Consider the following 15,473-nt stretch of genomic DNA (forward strand, 5'->3'; position numbering starts at 1 on the left):
CCTCGTTCACCTGCGACGAAATCATGCCCGCTGACGCCGGATGGGACCAGGCAGGGGTACGCCGAGATCGCTGGCAGGATGGGCTGGTGCGTATTTGGACGGCTGTCATCCCGGTGAAGCGGCTCGGGGCGGCGAAGACCCGGCTGCGCGGCGCCGTGCCCGCCGACCGTCATCCGGAGCTGGCTCTCGCCATGGTGCGGGACACCGCGGCCGCGGTCCTGGCCGCCGGGTCGGTCGGGGAGCTGCTGGTGGTCACCGACGATCCGCTGGCCCGGGCGGCGGCGCGGGAGCTGGGCGCGCGGGTGGCGCCGGACCCGGGCGGCGGGCTGAACGCGGCGATGCGGTTCGGCGCGGACGAGGCGGCAGGCCTGGCGGCGTCCCGGGTGGTGCTCACCGGCGACCTGCCGGCGCTGCGCCCGGAGCAGCTGGACGAGGCGCTGGGCCGGGTGGCCGGGCGGGCGTTCGTGCCGGACGCGGCCGGCACCGGGACGGTGCTGCTGGCGGCGCTGCCGGGCCGTCCGCTGGAACCGCGGTTCGGCGGCCTGTCCGCGGCGGCGCACGCCGGCTCCGGCGCGACGCTGCTCCGCGGCGACTGGCCGGGCCTGCGGCAGGACGTGGACACCGCGGCCGATCTGGGCGCGGTGCTGGCGCTCGGGGCGGGCGGATGGACCTGCGGCCTGCTGCACGACCTGGGCCTGGCGGCGGAGTGCGCGCCGGCGGCGTGAAACCGGTAGCGTTCGGTTTCATGCAGGGCACGATCGCGACTTTCGACACAGCGACCCGCAGCGGATCGCTGCTGCTCGACGACGGCACTCCCCTGACCTTCGCGGCGGACGCCTTCGACCGCTCCGGCCTGCGGATTCTCCGGCTCGGTCAGCGTGTGACGGTCGAGTCCGACGCGACCGGTGCGGTGCGGCGGGTGTCAATTCCGGGAATCGCCTGATGTGATCATCCGGTAGTTCGTTTCACGTTTCTCCGGAAACGGCAATGATGGACCCATGCAGACCTCGCCCCGGACCCCCGAGACCCGTCGGCGCGGCCCCAACGGCCGCTTCCTGCCCCGGCCGGAGCAGTCCGAGCGGATAGAACCGGAGGATCTGGAGGCTGCCGCCCTGCCCGCGATCGAGCGTCAGGTGACCGAGCTGGCCACCGCCACGATGGTCGCCGAGCTGGACGACGGGGACGAGGACGAGGACGAGAAGGACGAGCAGACCGGCTTCGTCCTGCCCGAGGACCGTTTCCTGAACCGGGAGCTGTCCTGGCTCGACTTCAACGCCCGGGTGCTGGCCCTGGCCGAGGATCCGGGCACCCCGCTGCTGGAGCGGGCGAAGTTCCTGGCCATCTTCGCGAGCAACCTGGACGAGTTCTACATGGTCCGGGTGGCCGGCCTGAAACGGCGGCTCAGCGCGGGCCTCCCGGTCCGCGGCGGCGACCGGTCGTCGCTGCGGCACCAGATCGAGATGATCAGCGAGCGGACCGCCGACCTGGTGACCCGGCACGCCGCCTGTTTCGCCGACGAGGTCCGGCCGAAGCTGGCGGCGGAGAGCATCGAGCTGGTGTCGTGGAAGGAGCTGGACGCGCCCGAGCAGGGCCGGCTCCGGACGTATTTCCGGGAGAAGGTGTTCCCGGTGCTCACCCCGCTGGCGGTGGACCCGGCGCACCCGTTCCCGTACATCTCCAGCCGTTCGCTGAACCTGGCGGTGGCGCTGCGCTATCCCGACGGCGACAACCCGGAGCTGTTCGCCCGGGTCAAGGTGCCGAACAACGTGCCCCGCTTCGTGACCGTGCAGAACGACCACCGTGGGGTGCGGTTCCTGCCGGTCGAGGAGCTGATCGCGAACCATCTGGACCAGCTGTTCCCGGGGATGCAGATCCTGGAGTGGCACCTGTTCCGGGTGACCCGCAACGCCGAACTGGAGGTCGACGAGGACCGCGACGAGGACCTGCTGCAGGCCCTGGAGCGGGAGCTGGCGCAGCGCCGGTTCGGCCCGCCGGTGCGCCTGGAGGTGGCCGCGTCGATCAGCGACCACGTGCTCGACCTGCTGGTCCGCGAGCTCGACATGGACAGTCAGGACGTGCTCCGGGTGCCCGGCATCCTCGACCTGTCGTCGCTGTGGCAGGTGTTCGGCGAGTGCGACCGCGACGATCTGAAGGACCGCCCGTTCGTCCCGGCGACCCACCCGCACCTGGCCGACGGGGAGGTGCCGCGCAGCGTGTTCAACCGGCTGCGCGAGTCCGACATCCTGGTGCACCACCCGTACCACTCGTTCTCCACCAGCGTGCAGCGGTTCATCGAGCAGGCCGCCGCCGACCCGAACGTGCTGGCCATCAAGCAGACGCTGTACCGCACCTCCGGCGACTCGCCGATCGTCGACGCGCTGGTCGACGCGGCGGCGGCGGGCAAGCAGGTGGTGGTGCTGGTCGAGGTGAAGGCCCGGTTCGACGAGGTCGCCAACATCGCCTGGGCGCGGACCCTGGAGCGGGCCGGCTGCCACGTGGTCTACGGCCTGGTCGGTCTGAAGACCCACTGCAAGACCTCTCTGGTGGTACGCCAGGAGGGCAACCAGATCCGCCGTTACTGCCACATCGGCACCGGCAACTACCACCCGAAGACGGCGCGGCTGTACGAGGACTTCGGCATGCTGACCGCCGACCCGGAGGTGGGCGCCGACGTCACCGACCTGTTCAACGTGCTCACCGGGTACAGCCGGCAGACCACCTACCGGCGTCTGCTGGTCGCCCCGCACGGCGTCCGCAAGGGGCTGCTGGAACGGGTCGAGGAGCAGGCCCGGATCGCCCGCGAGGGCGGCGAGGCGCTGGTGCAGTTCAAGGTGAACTCGCTGGTCGACGAGAAGACCATCGACGCGCTGTACCGGGCCTCCCGCGACGGGGTGAAGGTCGACCTGATCATCCGGGGCATGTGCGCGCTGCGGCCCGGCGTACCCGGCCTGTCGGAGAACATCCGGGTCCGCTCGATCGTCGGCCGGTTCCTGGAGCACTCGCGGGTGTTCCGGTTCGGGCCGGGCCCCGACGCCGAGTACTGGATGGGCTCCGCCGACCTGATGCACCGCAACCTGGACCGCCGGGTGGAGGCCCTGGTCAAGGTGGTGACGCCGTCGGCCCGCGAGGAGATCCGGCACGTCCTGGAACTCTCGATGAGCGACCACACCGAGGGGTGGGATCTGGACGGCGACGGCATCTGGCACCGTAACCAGGGGACACCGGGCCGCCCGCAGGTCCACCTGCAGGCGGCCATGCTCCGGCGGATCATCGGCAAGAAGTAAAGGCGCTCATGACGCAGGTGGAACGTGCGGCCGGCGGGGTTCTGTACCGCCGGGCCGGCGAACGGGTCGAGGTGTGCCTGGTGCACCGCCCGCGCTACGACGACTGGAGCCTGCCCAAGGGCAAGCTGCACGGCGGTGAGGAGCCGCTGGCGGCGGCGTTGCGGGAGGTCACCGAGGAGACCGGCGCGGCCGGGATCCCGCAGTTGCGGCTGTCCGGTGTCGACTACACGCTGCCCGGCGGACGGCCCAAGAACGTGGCGTTCTGGCTGATGGCGGCGGCCGATGAGGGGCCGGTGCGGGACACCGGCGAGGTGGACGAGCTGGTCTGGCTGCCGTTGCCGGAGGCGGCCGCGCGGTTGACGTACCCCGGCGAGAAAGCCGTCCTGGCGCAGGTCGCGGACCTGCCGGAAGTCACCGCGGTGATCGCGCTGGTCCGGCACGCCCGGGCCGGGGAACGCCGCAAGTGGGCCGGCCGCGACGAGCTGCGCCCGATCGATCCGGTCGGCGCGAAACAGGCCGACCGGATCGCCGCCCTGCTCACCTCGTTCCGGCCGCGCCGGCTGGTGGCGGCGGCGCCGTTGCGCTGTGTGCAGACATTGGAGCCGCTGGCGGCGGCGCTCGGCGATAAGCCGATCGTCTCGGACGCCGCGTTCGCGGAGGTGACCGACCCGGACCGGCTGCCGGGGCGGCTGGCCGAGGCCCGGGCCCGGCTGGCCGAGCTGCGCCGCGCCGGCCGGGTCGTGGTGTGCAGCCAGGGCAAGCTGATGCCGCATCTGCTGGCGTCCCTGCACGGCACCGGCGACCATCAGCGGTTCAAGACGCCGAAGGGCGAGGGCTGGCTGCTCACCTGGTCCGGCGAGCGGCTGCTGGGCGCCTCGCGGCTGTGACCGTACGGCGGGCCGGCGCGGCGGTCGTCCAGTAACCGATCCGCTCGCCGGTCAGCCAGCGGGCCTGCCACAGCTCGTCGCGGCGGGGATCCCAGTCCCGGTACGGCAACGACGCCAGCCGCCAGCTGAGGATCGCCGCGAGGTACCAGCCGTAGACCGGCACCGCCCCGAGCCAGCCGTCCACCCGCCGGTACGAGCACCACGGCGCGCACCAGGCCACCGCGATCCCGTTCCACCCGCAGGTGATCGCCCAGTCCAGCACCGGCCACCCGGTACGGTCCTCGGCCAGGTCGCCGAGTGTCCACCCGGGCAGGACCGCGGCCGCGAACAGCACCGCCGCGATGCCGGACCGGGTCGTCAGCCCTCGTGGCGCAGATCTCATGCCCGGACGGTAGGACGACCCGCCGTTCCGCGCCGGAACACCACGAAGGCGTCCACCGTACGGGTGGACGCCTTCGGCGGGTGTGCTGGTCAGCGGGCCTTTCGGGGGGTACGCGCCCGGGCGGGCACGGCCTCCGGGGCCGCCGTCTTCCGGGCGGTCCGCTTGGTGGCCGGAGCCGCCTTCGTGGTCGTCTTGGCCGCCGTCTTGGTGGCCGTCTTCTTCGCCGGCGCGGCCTTGGCGGTCGTCTTCTTCGACGCCGCCGCTGTCGTCCTGGTCGCCGGCGCGGTCTTGGTCGCCGCGGTCTTCTTCGCCGCCGCCGTGGTCTTGGTGGCCGCCGTCTTCTTGGCCGCGCCGGCCGCCGGCGCCGTCTTGGTGGCGGCGGTCTTCTTCGCGGCCGCCGCTGTCGTCCTGGTCGCGGCGGCCTTGGTCGCGGTCGCCTTCGTCGCGGTCGCCTTGGTGGCCGGAGCCGCCTTCGTCGCCGCGGCCGCCTTGGTGGCCGTCGTCTTCTTAGCCGCGCCGGCCGCCTTGGCCGGCTTTCCGCTCGCGACCAGATCCTTGAATGTGTTGCCGACCTTGAAGACCGCGACCGACGTCTTCTTCACCTTGACCGGTTCGCCGGTCCGCGGATTACGTGCGGTACGCGCATTGCGGGCCCGCTTCTCCCAGCTTCCGAATCCGGTGAGGGCAACCCGGTCACCCTTGGCGACGGCGTTCTGCACCTCGTTGATGAACGCGTCGAGCGCCAAGGTCGCGGTCTTCTTGTCTCCCAGCTTGACTGCGAGCGCCTCGATGAGCTCGGCCTTGTTCACGGTTTCCTCCCGGACGTGAGAACTGGCCCGTCGAAGGCCATTCTGCGCGCACGGTATGCCCTGTGACCTGGTTACAGAAACATTCGGGGGAAAAAACCGTTGTGTCCCAACGAATTCGCCCCTGCCGGGTGACCCGGCAGGGGCGAATTACACGCTGGATTAAAGGGTTACGACCGGTTTGAAAGCGGGGCGGCTCTTCTCGTACGCGGTAATCGTCTCCTCGTGCCGCAGCGTCAGTCCGATGTCGTCGAGGCCTTCCATCAGGCGCCAGCGGCTGAAGTCGTCGATCGGGAATCCGTAGGCGGCGTCGTCCACCCGGACCACACGGCCCCCCAGGTCGACCGTGATCTGCTTCTCCGGCTCGCTCTCGGCGAGGTCCCAGAGGCTCTCCACGATCTTCTGGTCGAGCTGGATCGGCAGCAGGCCCTCCTTGAGGGAGTTGCCGCGGAAGATGTCGCCGAAGCGGGAGGCGATGACCGCCTTGAAACCCCAGTCGCGCAGCGCCCAGACGGCGTGCTGCCGCGACGAGCCGGTACCGAAGTTGGGGCCGGCGACCAGGATGGTGGCGCCCGCGTGGGCCGGCTTGTTCAGGACGAACGAAGGGTCCTCACGCCAGGCGTTGAAGAGGCCGTCCTCGAAGCCGGTCCGGGTGACCCGCTTCAGGTACACCGCCGGGATGATCTGGTCGGTGTCCACGTCGGAACGGCGCAGCGGCATGACCTTGCCGCTGTGGGTGACGAACTTGTCCATGTCAGCTTCCCCTGATCAGAGGTCGGCGGGGGCGGCCAGCCTGCCCACCACGGCGGTGGCGGCGGCGACCTGCGGCGAGACCAGGTGGGTGCGCCCGCCCTTGCCCTGCCGGCCCTCGAAGTTGCGGTTGGAGGTGGACGCGGCGCGCTGGCCGGGGCTGAGCGTGTCCGGGTTCATGCCCAGGCACATCGAGCAGCCGGCGAACCGCCACTCGGCGCCGGCCTCGGTGAACACCTTGTCCAGGCCCTCGGCCTCGGCCTGCTCACGCACCAGGTAGGAGCCGGGCACGATCATCATGCGGACGCCGTCGGCGACCTTGCGGCCCCGGATCACGTCGGCGGCGGCACGCAGGTCCTCGAGCCTGCCGTTGGTGCAGGAGCCGACGAAGACCACGTCGACCGGGACCTCCCGGAACGGGGTGCCGGGGGTGAGGTCCATGTAGTCGAGGGCGCGCTGGGCGGCGCCGCGCTCGACCTCGTCGAGGAAGTCCTCGGGGCTGGGGACGACGCTGTTCAGCGCGGCGCCCTGGCCGGGGTTGGTGCCCCAGGTGATGAACGGGCTGATCGCCGCGGCGTCGAGGATGATCTCGGTGTCGTACTCGGCGTCCGCGTCGGTGGCGAGGGTCTTCCAGTACTCGACCGCGGCGTCCCACTGCTCGCCCTGCGGGGCGTGCGCACGGTCCTTGAGGTACGCGAAGGTGGTCTCGTCCGGCGCGATCATGCCGGCCTTGGCGCCCCACTCGATGCTCATGTTGCAGATGGTCATCCGGCCCTCCATGGAGAGCTTGCGGATGGCCTCCCCGCGGTACTCCACGATGTGGCCGTTGCCGCCGCCGGTGCCGGTCTGTGTGATCAGCGCGAGGATCAGGTCCTTCGCGGTGACGCCCTCGCCCAGCTCGCCGACGACCGTGACGGCCATCGTCTTCGGCTTGGACTGCGGCAGCGTCTGGGTGGCGAGCACGTGCTCGACCTCACTGGTGCCGATGCCGAAGGCCAGTGCGCCGAACGCGCCGTGGGTGGCGGTGTGCGAGTCGCCGCAGACGATCGTCATGCCGGGCTGGGTGAGACCCAGCTGCGGGCCGATCACGTGCACGATGCCCTGGTTCACGTCACCGAGCGGGCGGATCTCGACACCGAACTCGGCGCAGTTCTTCCGCAGCGTCTCGATCTGCGTGCGCGAGGTGGTGTCGGCGATCGTGAACAGCTCGCCGCGCTTGGTGTTGAACGCGGGGTCCGCGTACCCGGTCGGGGTGTTGTGGTCCTCCGTCGCGAGCGTGAGGTCGGTGCGGCGCACCGGCCGGCCGGCCATCCGCAGCCCGTCGAAGGCCTGCGGGCTGGTGACCTCGTGCAGCAGGTGCAGGTCGATGAAGAGCAGGTCGGGCTCACCCTCGGCCGTGCGCACCACGTGGTCATCCCAGACCTTCTCGGCCAGGGTCCTGGGTTTCCCGCTCTGGGGAGTGACTCCCACCATCTGGACATCCTAAATTCTGGAATGTATGTTTCGGCTTGTGGGACACAGTATGAGCGGTGTAGGCGTTCTCGACAAGGCGGTTGTCATCCTCGCCGCATGTGTCGACGGCGCCAGCCTTGCCGAGTTGGTCGAACGCACCAAGCTGCCGCGGGCGACCGCACATCGCCTGGCCCAGGCCCTGGAGATCCATCGGATGCTGGTGCGCGACACTCAAGGAAGATGGCGTCCGGGCCCGAGACTGGGCGAGTTGGCCAATGCCGCGCCGGACGTTCTGCTGACCGCCGCGGAGCCCCTGCTGTCCGCACTGCGGGACGCGACGGGAGAGAGTGCGCAGCTCTACTTGCGCCGCGCCGACGAGCGGATCTGCGTCGCCGCCGCCGAGCGCGCGAGTGGCCTCCGCGACACCGTGCCGGTCGGTTCGGTGCTGCCGATGGTCGCCGGTTCGGCCGCCCAGATCCTGCTCGCGTGGGAGCCCCCCGAGGCCGTGATGCCGCTCCTGCCGCGCTGCAAGTTCACCGGCCGCACCCTGGCCGAGGTGCGCCGCCGCGGCTGGGCGCAGAGCGTCGCCGAGCGCGAGCCGGGTGTGGCGAGCGTCTCTGCCCCGATCCGCGACCGGACGGGCCGGGTCATCGCGTCCATCTCGATAAGCGGTCCGATCGAGCGTCTCGGCCGCCGCCCCGGTGAGCGGCACGCCATGGCGGTCGTCCGCGCCGGCCAGCGCCTCTCCGGCCTCTGATCCCTCTTACCCCCATTTCCACCAGGCCGTCCCGCACCTCGCGGGGCGGCCTGACATCATGATCGATCGATAAACTCCCGCCGTGCGGCTATTCGGGCAGGGCGATCGGCTCTTCGGGCGCGACAGCGAGTGCGCCATCCTCGACGATCTCCTCACGGAGGCGCGATCAGGGCGCAGCGCGGCGCTGGTCCTGCGCGGCGAGGCAGGCGTCGGCAAGACCGCCCTGCTTCGGTACGCCCGGAGCACGGTCCCCCGGAGTCTCCTCATCAACGGCGTCGAGGCCGAGATCGAGTTCCCCTACGCCGGTCTGCACCGTCTCCTCGTACCCCTCCTGCCCGAACGCGACCGCCTCCCGGTCGCCCAGAGGACCGCCCTGGAGGTCGCCTGCGGTCTCGCCGACGGCCCGTCGGCCGACCTGTACCTGGTCAGCCTCGCCGCCCTGACCCTGCTGGCCGCCGAACCGCGGCTCTGCGTCGTCGACGACGCGCACTGGCTCGACCCGGAATCGGCCCGCGCCCTCGCCTTCGTCGCCCGGCGCCTGCACGCCGAGGGCGTCGTCCTGCTGTTCGGCCAGCGGGCCGTCCCCGATGAACCGGGCCTCCTCGCCGGGGTCGGCGTGCTGGAACTCACCGGGCTCGGCCGGGACGCCGCGATGGCGCTGCTCTCCGACGTGGTCTCCGGCGACCTGGACCTGAGCCTGGCCGAGCACATCGCCGAGACCATCGGCGGCAACCCGCTCGCCCTCACCGACCTGGGCCGTGAGCTCACCGCCGACCAGCTGCGCGGCGCCTCCCCGCTGCCCGACCCGGTGCCGATCGGCAGCCGGCTGGAGAGCCACTACTCGTCCCGGGTCCGCGGCTATCCGCAAGGCACCCGCGACTGGCTGGTGATCGCCGCCGCGGGCACCGGCGGCCGGACCGAACACCTGCTGGACGCCGCCAGGATCCTCGGCACCGGGCCGGAACAGGCGGCGCCCGCCGAATCCGACCGGCTGGTCACCGGCACCCCGCCGGTGGAGTTCCGGCATCCGCTGGTGCGCTCGGCGGTCTACGGTGACGCCGACCCGGTCCAGCGGCGGGCCGTGCACGCGGCATTGGCCGAGGCCACCACCGGCCCGGCCGACTCCGACCGGCGCGCCTGGCACCTGGCCGCCGCAGCCGTCGCCCCGGACGAATCCGTCGCCGCCGAACTGGAACGCAGCGCCGACCGGGCCGGCGCCCGCGGCGGCCACACCGCCCGGGCCGGCTTCCTGGCCCGGGCCGTCGAACTCACCCCGGACCCGGCGGCCCGGGCGCACCGGCAGGTCCAGGCCGCCGGCGCCGCGATGACGGCCGGGGCGCCGAGCCGGGCGCTGCTGCTGCTGGACAGCCTGGACGAGGGACTGCTCAGCGGAACGGACCCCGGCACCGTGCTGCTGACCCGGGCCAACGCCGCAGTCAACGCCGGAGTGCCCCACGGCCTGCGCGACGCCGCCGCGATGTGCCTGTCCGCCGCCGCGGCGTTCGGCGACGACCGGGCCAGCGCCCGGCTGGCGGTCGTCCAGGCCATCCAGCACGCGACCACGGCCGAGCACCTGGGCGCCACCTCCGAACCGGAGATCGCGGCCGCCGCCGCGCCGCTCGCCGGAGACGATCCGGCCGACCTGGACGGGCTGCTGCTCGCCGGTTATGCCGCGTTCATCACGAACGGCTTCGCGGGCGGGGTGCCGCCGCTGCGCCGGGCGATCGCCGCCATCGCCGACCCGGCACTGCCGGACGAGGTGGTCCTCACCCGGTTCATCCTGGGCATCAACTTCTGCAACATGGTCTGGGACGACACCACCAAGCAGTTCCTGATCGGGCGGGCGGAGGCGGCCGCACGGCGTACCGGCGCCCTGCACGCCCTGGACATCGTCCACTTCATCGGCGCGATGACCGACGCGTTCGCCGGCCGGCTCAACGACGCCGACCGGCACGACGCGGCCGGCCAGCGGGTCCGCCTGGCGATCGGCATCACCGTCGAACAGGAGCAGGTGTGGCGGCATCCGGAACTGGTGGCCTGGCGGGCGCCGGACGGGCTCCGGGAGACCCTGCCGCACGCGCTCGGCGTCTTCGAGATGCTGCACATGGGCGGCATGTACGCGAGCACCCGGCTCAGCCTGGCCATGCTCGACAACGCCACCGGCGACTACGCGGCCGCCCGCGACGGCCTGCTGACCCTCGTCGATCCGGGCCGGCCGCTGCGCTACGCGTGGGCGCTTCCCGAACTGGTGGAGGCGGCGGTCCGCTCCGGCGACCGGCCCACCGCCGAACAGGCCCTGACCGACCTCGACCTCGCCGCCCGGGCCAGCGACACGCCGCGGGCGCTCGGGCTGCTGCACCGCTCCCGGGCGCTGTTGTCCGAGCCGGGCGAGGCCGAGGAACACTACCGGGCGGCGATCGAACTGTTCGACGGCACGGTGTCCTACGGCGACCTGGCCCGGGCCCGGCTCGTCTACGGCGAATGGCTGCGCCGCAGGCGCCGCCGCCGGGACGCGCGGGAGCAGCTCACCACGGCGCTGGAGATGTACGAGGGGGTACGGGCGAACGCCTTCGCCGCCCGTGCCGGCCAGGAGCTGGCCGCGCTCGGCGACCACGTGCCCAGGCCCGCCCCCGAGGCCGGCCAGACCATCCTCACCCCGCAGGAGGCGGCCGTCGCGATCCTCGCTCGCACCGGCGAGACGAACGCGGAGATCGCCGCGCAGCTGTTCCTCAGCGCCAACACTGTCGACTACCACCTGCGGAAGGTCTTCCGGAAACTCGGCGTCACCTCCCGGCGACAGCTGCGGGACATTCTCCCGGACTGACCTGGTTTCGCCACCACGTGCACGGCCGACTACGTGCCGCACGTGATTCGACAGTGGACGTGCTCCCACGAGGATCCCCGTCAAGGCTCTCTGTCGAAGGAGTACCACCATGAGACCGATCGTTCTGGTGCACGGGTTCTGGGTGACGCCGCGTAGCTGGGAGAACTGGAAGGCCCACTACGAGGCCAAGGGCCACCACGTGATCGCACCCGGCTACCCCGGCTTCGACGTCGAGGTGGAGGCGCTCAACGCCGACCCTGCCCCGATCGTGAACGTGACCGTGCCGCAGATCATCGAGCACCTGGAGGAGCAGATCCGGGCGCTGCCCGAGCCGCCGATCATCATCGGTCACTCGGCCGGCGGCGCGTTCACCCAGATCCTGCTCGACCACGGTTTCGGGGCGGCCGGCGTCGCCCTGAACTCGGCGCCCACCGAAGGCGTCCGGGTGGTCCCGCTGTCGCAGGTCAAGTCCACGTTCCCAGTGTTGAAGAGCCCCGCGAACCGGCACAAGGCGGTGCCGCTGACGCTGGAGCAGTGGAAGTACGCCTTCACCAACACGTTCAGCGACGCCGAGGCCGAGGCGCTCTACCAGCGGTATCACATCCCGGCCAACGGCGGCATCCTGTGGGGCAGCGTGCTCGCCAACTTCCAGCCCGGCCATCAGGACACCTGGGTCGACTACCACAACGACGACCGGGCGCCGCTGCTGTTCGTCTCCGGTTCCGAGGACCACATCATGCCGCCGGAGATCCAGCGTTCCAACCACAAGCACTACAAATCCAGGACGATCACCGAGATTCGCGAGTACGAGGGGTACGCCCACCTGCTCCCCGCCCAGAAAGGCTGGGAACAGATCGCCGACGAGGTCCTGGCCTGGGCCCTCCAGCACGCCCGATGACCGGTTCCCTCCGCCCGATGATCCGTTCCCTCCGCCCGGCCGCACTCCCCACCGGCCCGGCCGCCACTTCCACCGGGCCGGCCGTTCGCATCGGGACGGCGCTTGATGAGTGAGCTTCGGATCACACATGTCGGTGGGCCGACCACCCTGATCGAGATCGCCGGGGTGCGGCTGCTCACCGACCCGACCTTCGACGCCCCGGGCCGGCGGTACTCCTTCGGCCTGGGCACGTCCTCCGTGAAGACCGCGGGGCCAGCCGTTCCGCCGGGCGACCTGGGCCGGATCGACGCCGTACTCCTCAGCCACGACCATCACAGCGACAACCTGGACGACGCCGGCCGGGCGCTGCTCCCCTCGGTCCCGACGGTGCTGACCACAGTCAGCGGGGCGAAACGCCTCGGCGGCAACGCCCACGGCCTCACTCCCTGGCAGGAGGCCGTGATCGGTGACGTGACGGTGACCGCGACCCCGGCCCGGCACGGCCCACCGTTGAGCCGCCCACTGGTCGGCGAGGCGATCGGCTTCGCGTTACGCCCACCCGGCTCGACCGGCGTGGTCTGGGTCACCGGCGACACCGTGTACTACAACGGCGTCCGCGAGGCCGCCTCCCGCCTGACCGTCGACACGATGATCGTCCACCTGGGCCAGGTGCAGTTCGGGCTGACCGGCCCCGTGAAGTACACGATGAACGGCCACGACGCCGCCCGCCTGATCGCCGAGACCCGCCCGAACCGCGTGATCCCGGTGCATTACGAGGGCTGGTCGCACTTCCAGGAGGGCCGCCTCGGCGCGGAGGCCGCCTTCCCACCCGGCACCCTGACCTGGCTCACTCCCGGCGAACCCACCTCCTTCTGACGCGCATGAAGCAGGCGCACGGGGTGACGATCCGAACAGTGAACCACCGGAACCTGCCACTACCCGCGATCTTGTGCGCCTCGATGCGATGCCGCACCCACAAGATCCATCCCGGACAGCCTTCCCGGTAGGAGCGTCAGGCTCCGACTTGTTCTCGTACGCCCGAGCATTCCGCCTCGTCGCCCGAACCAGGGCCGGCCCTCGGCAACCACGCAAAGGATCATGCGGGCATCCATCGTCCACGATTGAGGCGGGCGAGCCGGGCCGAGTCGATCCGCCGGGCACTCGACCTGACCGAACGAAAGCCTTCCGCCGATGGTCGATCGTTCGGACGAGAGGGCTTAACACCGGCACCGGGCGGGCCGAAACGTTACAGCCGGCCGGAGGCCTCAAAGCAGATCGGCCCGCACCGTTTCCGGTGCGGGCCGATCTTTTCTGGTAGTCCCGAAGGGATTCGAACCCTCGCTACCGCCTTGAGAGGGCGGCGTCCTAGGCCGCTAGACGACGGGACCAGAACTTCGTTTCACCACCCGTGTTCCGGCGGCGATCAGAACTCTAGCAGCCCCCACCCCGCAGCCGAAATCGGATATCCCTCCACCTCAACCCGGGTGACAAGGGCCACTGACCATCCCCACCCCCACCCCGTCAGCCGTAGCCCAGACAGCCAACTCCGCCCTCAAGACCCGCCTGACCGACGGCCGGCCGACCCACCACCAAACGCGCGCCTATGCCGTCACCCACCCAGGCCAGTCCTCCCCCGCCGGCCGCACCCGCGAACCCATCCCTAGAACCGTCCCTCGGAGATGTGTGAGCGACGGCCCGCAAACGCCCCACAATTCGAACCGACCTCAGCCGTCGCTCAGACAGGCAAAGCCGCACCCGAGGCCCGCAAGAGCGACGGCCGACAGACCAGCCACGGCAGACACCGGCCCCAGCCGTCGCCCAGCCAGGCCAACCCGCCGCTCAAAGGTGCCTGAGCGACGGCCGGCGATCCCACGACGGGCGGCGAACACGCAGTGGACGGGGTAGCGCGGAACTGAAAGTGGCTTGGGTGTTGCCGCAACAAACGCCAGCCCAGCCGTCGCGCAGCTAGGCCAACCGGCCCCATATAGCCGCCTGAGCGACGGCCGACGATCCACCACGACCAGCGATCCACCACGGCCGGCGAACCCACCACGGCCGGCGAACTCGTGACCGTAGGGCGGCGGAGCACGCGGCGTGGCGGAGTAGGCCCGGTGACGGACACGCGCAGTGCCGGAACAGGTGGAGTGGCGAAGCAGGCGGCGGTACTGAGCCGGTGGAGCAGTGTGGGGTTGCCGCGACTGGACGCTTCAGCGTGAGGCGCGTGTCGGTCGTCACCCCGCCTGCCTCGCGCAGTAGTGCCACGGGAGGTGTGGTTGCTTCTGGGGGCGGTTCACGGCGTACAAGATCGGGGTTGGAAAGCGAAACGGCCCGCATCCCGAAGATGCAGGCCGTTCGTGAATGTAGTCCCGAAGGGATTCGAACCCTCGCTACCGCCTTGAGAGGGCGGCGTCCTAGGCCGCTAGACGACGGGACCAGAACGTGCTGTGTTACTGCTACCAGCACTGTCCTCCCGGAGGAGGACTGCGCTGGGGTACCAGGACTCGAACCTAGACTAGCTGAACCAGAATCAGCCGGGCTGCCAATTACCCCATACCCCATTTGGCCCGGCTTGCCGCGCCGGAGAGAACTTTACCTGAGGCCCCCCGGGCCGCCAAATCGGGTTACCCAAATAGATCTGCGTGACGCCGCGCCCACTCGACGTAGCGCATGCCGGGCCGCCCGGTCAGCTCTTCGACGGTGGACACGGCGGCCTGCGGGTACGAGGCGAGCTGGGCGAGCCCGTCCAGGTACCAGTCGCCGTACTCGCCCATCCGCTCGGTGAAGTGTTCCCTCGCCGCGTCGCCGGTCAGCTCGATGTAGGTCAGGTTGCGGCCGAGGGCCTCACCGATGGCGGCGACCTTCTGCCGGCGGCTCAGCGCTTCGGGGCCGGTCAGCTCGTACGACCGGCCCCGGTGGTCGCCGTCGAGCAGGACGCGGGCGGCGACGGCGGCGATGTCCTCGAGCGCGATCGGGGCGTTGACCACGTCACCGTAGGCGTCGCGGATCTCGTCGCCGGCCCGGATCTGTGCCGCCCAGTCGACCGCGTTGCCCATGAACTCGCCCGGCTCGAGGTGGGTGAACGGCACCCCGGACGCCTCCACCCCGTCCTCGATCACCTGCCAGTGGTCGCCTTTGACGCCGGCCATGTCGACGATGTGCCGGACGCCCGCCTCACCAGCCATCCGGCAGACCTCGAAGACGGTGGCCGGGTGCGGGGCGAGGTAGAGCTTGTCGACGCCGGTCAGCGCCTCGGCGACGATGTCGAGCCGCTTGAAGGAGCCTTTCACCACCTCGACGCCGGGCGGGAGGGCGGCGCGGGCGGGGTCGACGGTGAGCGCGCGGATGTCGGCGGCGCCGAGCAGTTCATCGACGACGAGACGGCCGACGCTGCCGGTGGCTCCGGTGACCAGGATCCTCATTCTCGTACTCCCTACGGAAACTGTTTCCCGTAGGG

General features: G+C 71.1%; 13 protein-coding genes and 3 tRNA genes. 8 read left to right on the forward strand and 8 right to left on the reverse strand.

Annotated features, from left to right (window positions below; genetic code table 11):
• Window positions 1–83: 83 nt before the first annotated feature.
• From cofC to ACZ3II_RS00365, 4 genes are read left to right on the forward strand one after another with little or no spacing between them, the layout of a single operon-like run.
• Window positions 84–725, forward strand: coding sequence for a 2-phospho-L-lactate guanylyltransferase (gene cofC / locus ACZ3II_RS00350; protein ID WP_465516568.1), 642 nt, complete (start codon window positions 84–86; stop codon window positions 723–725).
• A 20-nt stretch (window positions 726–745) separates the two neighbouring features.
• Entirely contained in the window at window positions 746–943 is a 198-nt protein-coding gene (locus ACZ3II_RS00355; RefSeq protein ID WP_465515454.1) for a cold-shock protein, read from the forward strand.
• A gap of 55 nt (window positions 944–998) precedes the next feature.
• Complete coding sequence (locus ACZ3II_RS00360) at window positions 999–3,284, forward strand: RNA degradosome polyphosphate kinase (RefSeq protein WP_465515455.1); 2,286 nt, start codon at window positions 999–1,001, stop codon at window positions 3,282–3,284.
• Window positions 3,285–3,292: 8 nt separating this feature from the next.
• Entirely contained in the window at window positions 3,293–4,171 is an 879-nt protein-coding gene (locus tag ACZ3II_RS00365) for an NUDIX hydrolase (RefSeq protein WP_465515456.1), read from the forward strand.
• On the opposite strand, the gene ACZ3II_RS00370 is transcribed toward ACZ3II_RS00365, so the two are convergent.
• The 4 genes from ACZ3II_RS00370 to leuC form a co-directional block, all read right to left on the reverse strand.
• On the reverse strand, window positions 4,128–4,553 hold the full coding sequence (locus tag ACZ3II_RS00370; RefSeq protein WP_465515457.1) for a hypothetical protein: 426 nt from the start codon (window positions 4,551–4,553) through the stop codon (window positions 4,128–4,130). The genes ACZ3II_RS00365 and ACZ3II_RS00370 overlap by 44 nt on opposite strands.
• An 89-nt stretch (window positions 4,554–4,642) precedes the next feature.
• Entirely contained in the window at window positions 4,643–5,362 is a 720-nt protein-coding gene (locus ACZ3II_RS00375; protein ID WP_465515458.1) for an HU family DNA-binding protein, read from the reverse strand.
• A gap of 159 nt (window positions 5,363–5,521) precedes the next feature.
• Window positions 5,522–6,112, reverse strand: coding sequence for a 3-isopropylmalate dehydratase small subunit (gene leuD, locus ACZ3II_RS00380; RefSeq protein ID WP_465515459.1), 591 nt, complete (start codon window positions 6,110–6,112; stop codon window positions 5,522–5,524).
• Window positions 6,113–6,127: 15 nt separating this feature from the next.
• Complete coding sequence (gene leuC, locus ACZ3II_RS00385) at window positions 6,128–7,582, reverse strand: 3-isopropylmalate dehydratase large subunit (RefSeq protein WP_465515460.1); 1,455 nt, start codon at window positions 7,580–7,582, stop codon at window positions 6,128–6,130.
• A gap of 49 nt (window positions 7,583–7,631) precedes the next feature.
• Between leuC and ACZ3II_RS00390 the strand changes: the two genes are divergently transcribed.
• The 4 genes from ACZ3II_RS00390 (at window position 7,632) to ACZ3II_RS00405 (ending at window position 12,895) form a co-directional block, all read left to right on the forward strand.
• A complete protein-coding gene (locus tag ACZ3II_RS00390) occupies window positions 7,632–8,318 on the forward strand; it encodes an IclR family transcriptional regulator (protein ID WP_014447202.1) in 687 nt (228 codons plus the stop codon).
• A gap of 82 nt (window positions 8,319–8,400) precedes the next feature.
• Window positions 8,401–11,142 carry an AAA family ATPase gene (locus ACZ3II_RS00395; RefSeq protein ID WP_465515461.1) on the forward strand — a complete coding sequence of 914 codons (2,742 nt, stop codon included), beginning with the start codon at window positions 8,401–8,403 and terminating at the stop codon, window positions 11,140–11,142.
• A gap of 109 nt (window positions 11,143–11,251) precedes the next feature.
• Window positions 11,252–12,040 (forward strand): alpha/beta hydrolase, encoded by a 789-nt coding sequence (locus tag ACZ3II_RS00400; protein ID WP_465515462.1) that lies wholly within the window; start codon window positions 11,252–11,254, stop codon window positions 12,038–12,040.
• Between the two features lie 105 nt (window positions 12,041–12,145).
• Entirely contained in the window at window positions 12,146–12,895 is a 750-nt protein-coding gene (locus ACZ3II_RS00405) for an MBL fold metallo-hydrolase (protein ID WP_465515463.1), read from the forward strand.
• 436 nt (window positions 12,896–13,331) lie between these two features.
• Here the strand turns inward: ACZ3II_RS00405 and ACZ3II_RS00410 are convergent.
• The 4 genes from ACZ3II_RS00410 to ACZ3II_RS00425 all read right to left on the reverse strand — a co-directional run bounded on the left by ACZ3II_RS00410 (window position 13,332) and on the right by ACZ3II_RS00425 (window position 15,438).
• Window positions 13,332–13,407: transfer RNA gene (locus ACZ3II_RS00410), tRNA-Glu, on the reverse strand.
• A 973-nt stretch (window positions 13,408–14,380) separates the two neighbouring features.
• Window positions 14,381–14,453 (reverse strand) — tRNA-Glu (locus ACZ3II_RS00415).
• Window positions 14,454–14,505: 52 nt separating this feature from the next.
• A tRNA-Gln gene (locus ACZ3II_RS00420) sits at window positions 14,506–14,577 on the reverse strand.
• Between the two features lie 63 nt (window positions 14,578–14,640).
• Window positions 14,641–15,438: an SDR family oxidoreductase gene (locus ACZ3II_RS00425; protein ID WP_465515464.1), complete on the reverse strand. Its 798-nt coding sequence runs from the start codon at window positions 15,436–15,438 to the stop codon at window positions 14,641–14,643.
• Between the last annotated feature and the right edge of the window lie 35 nt (window positions 15,439–15,473).

The organism is Actinoplanes sp. NPDC019969 (assembly GCF_055562375.1).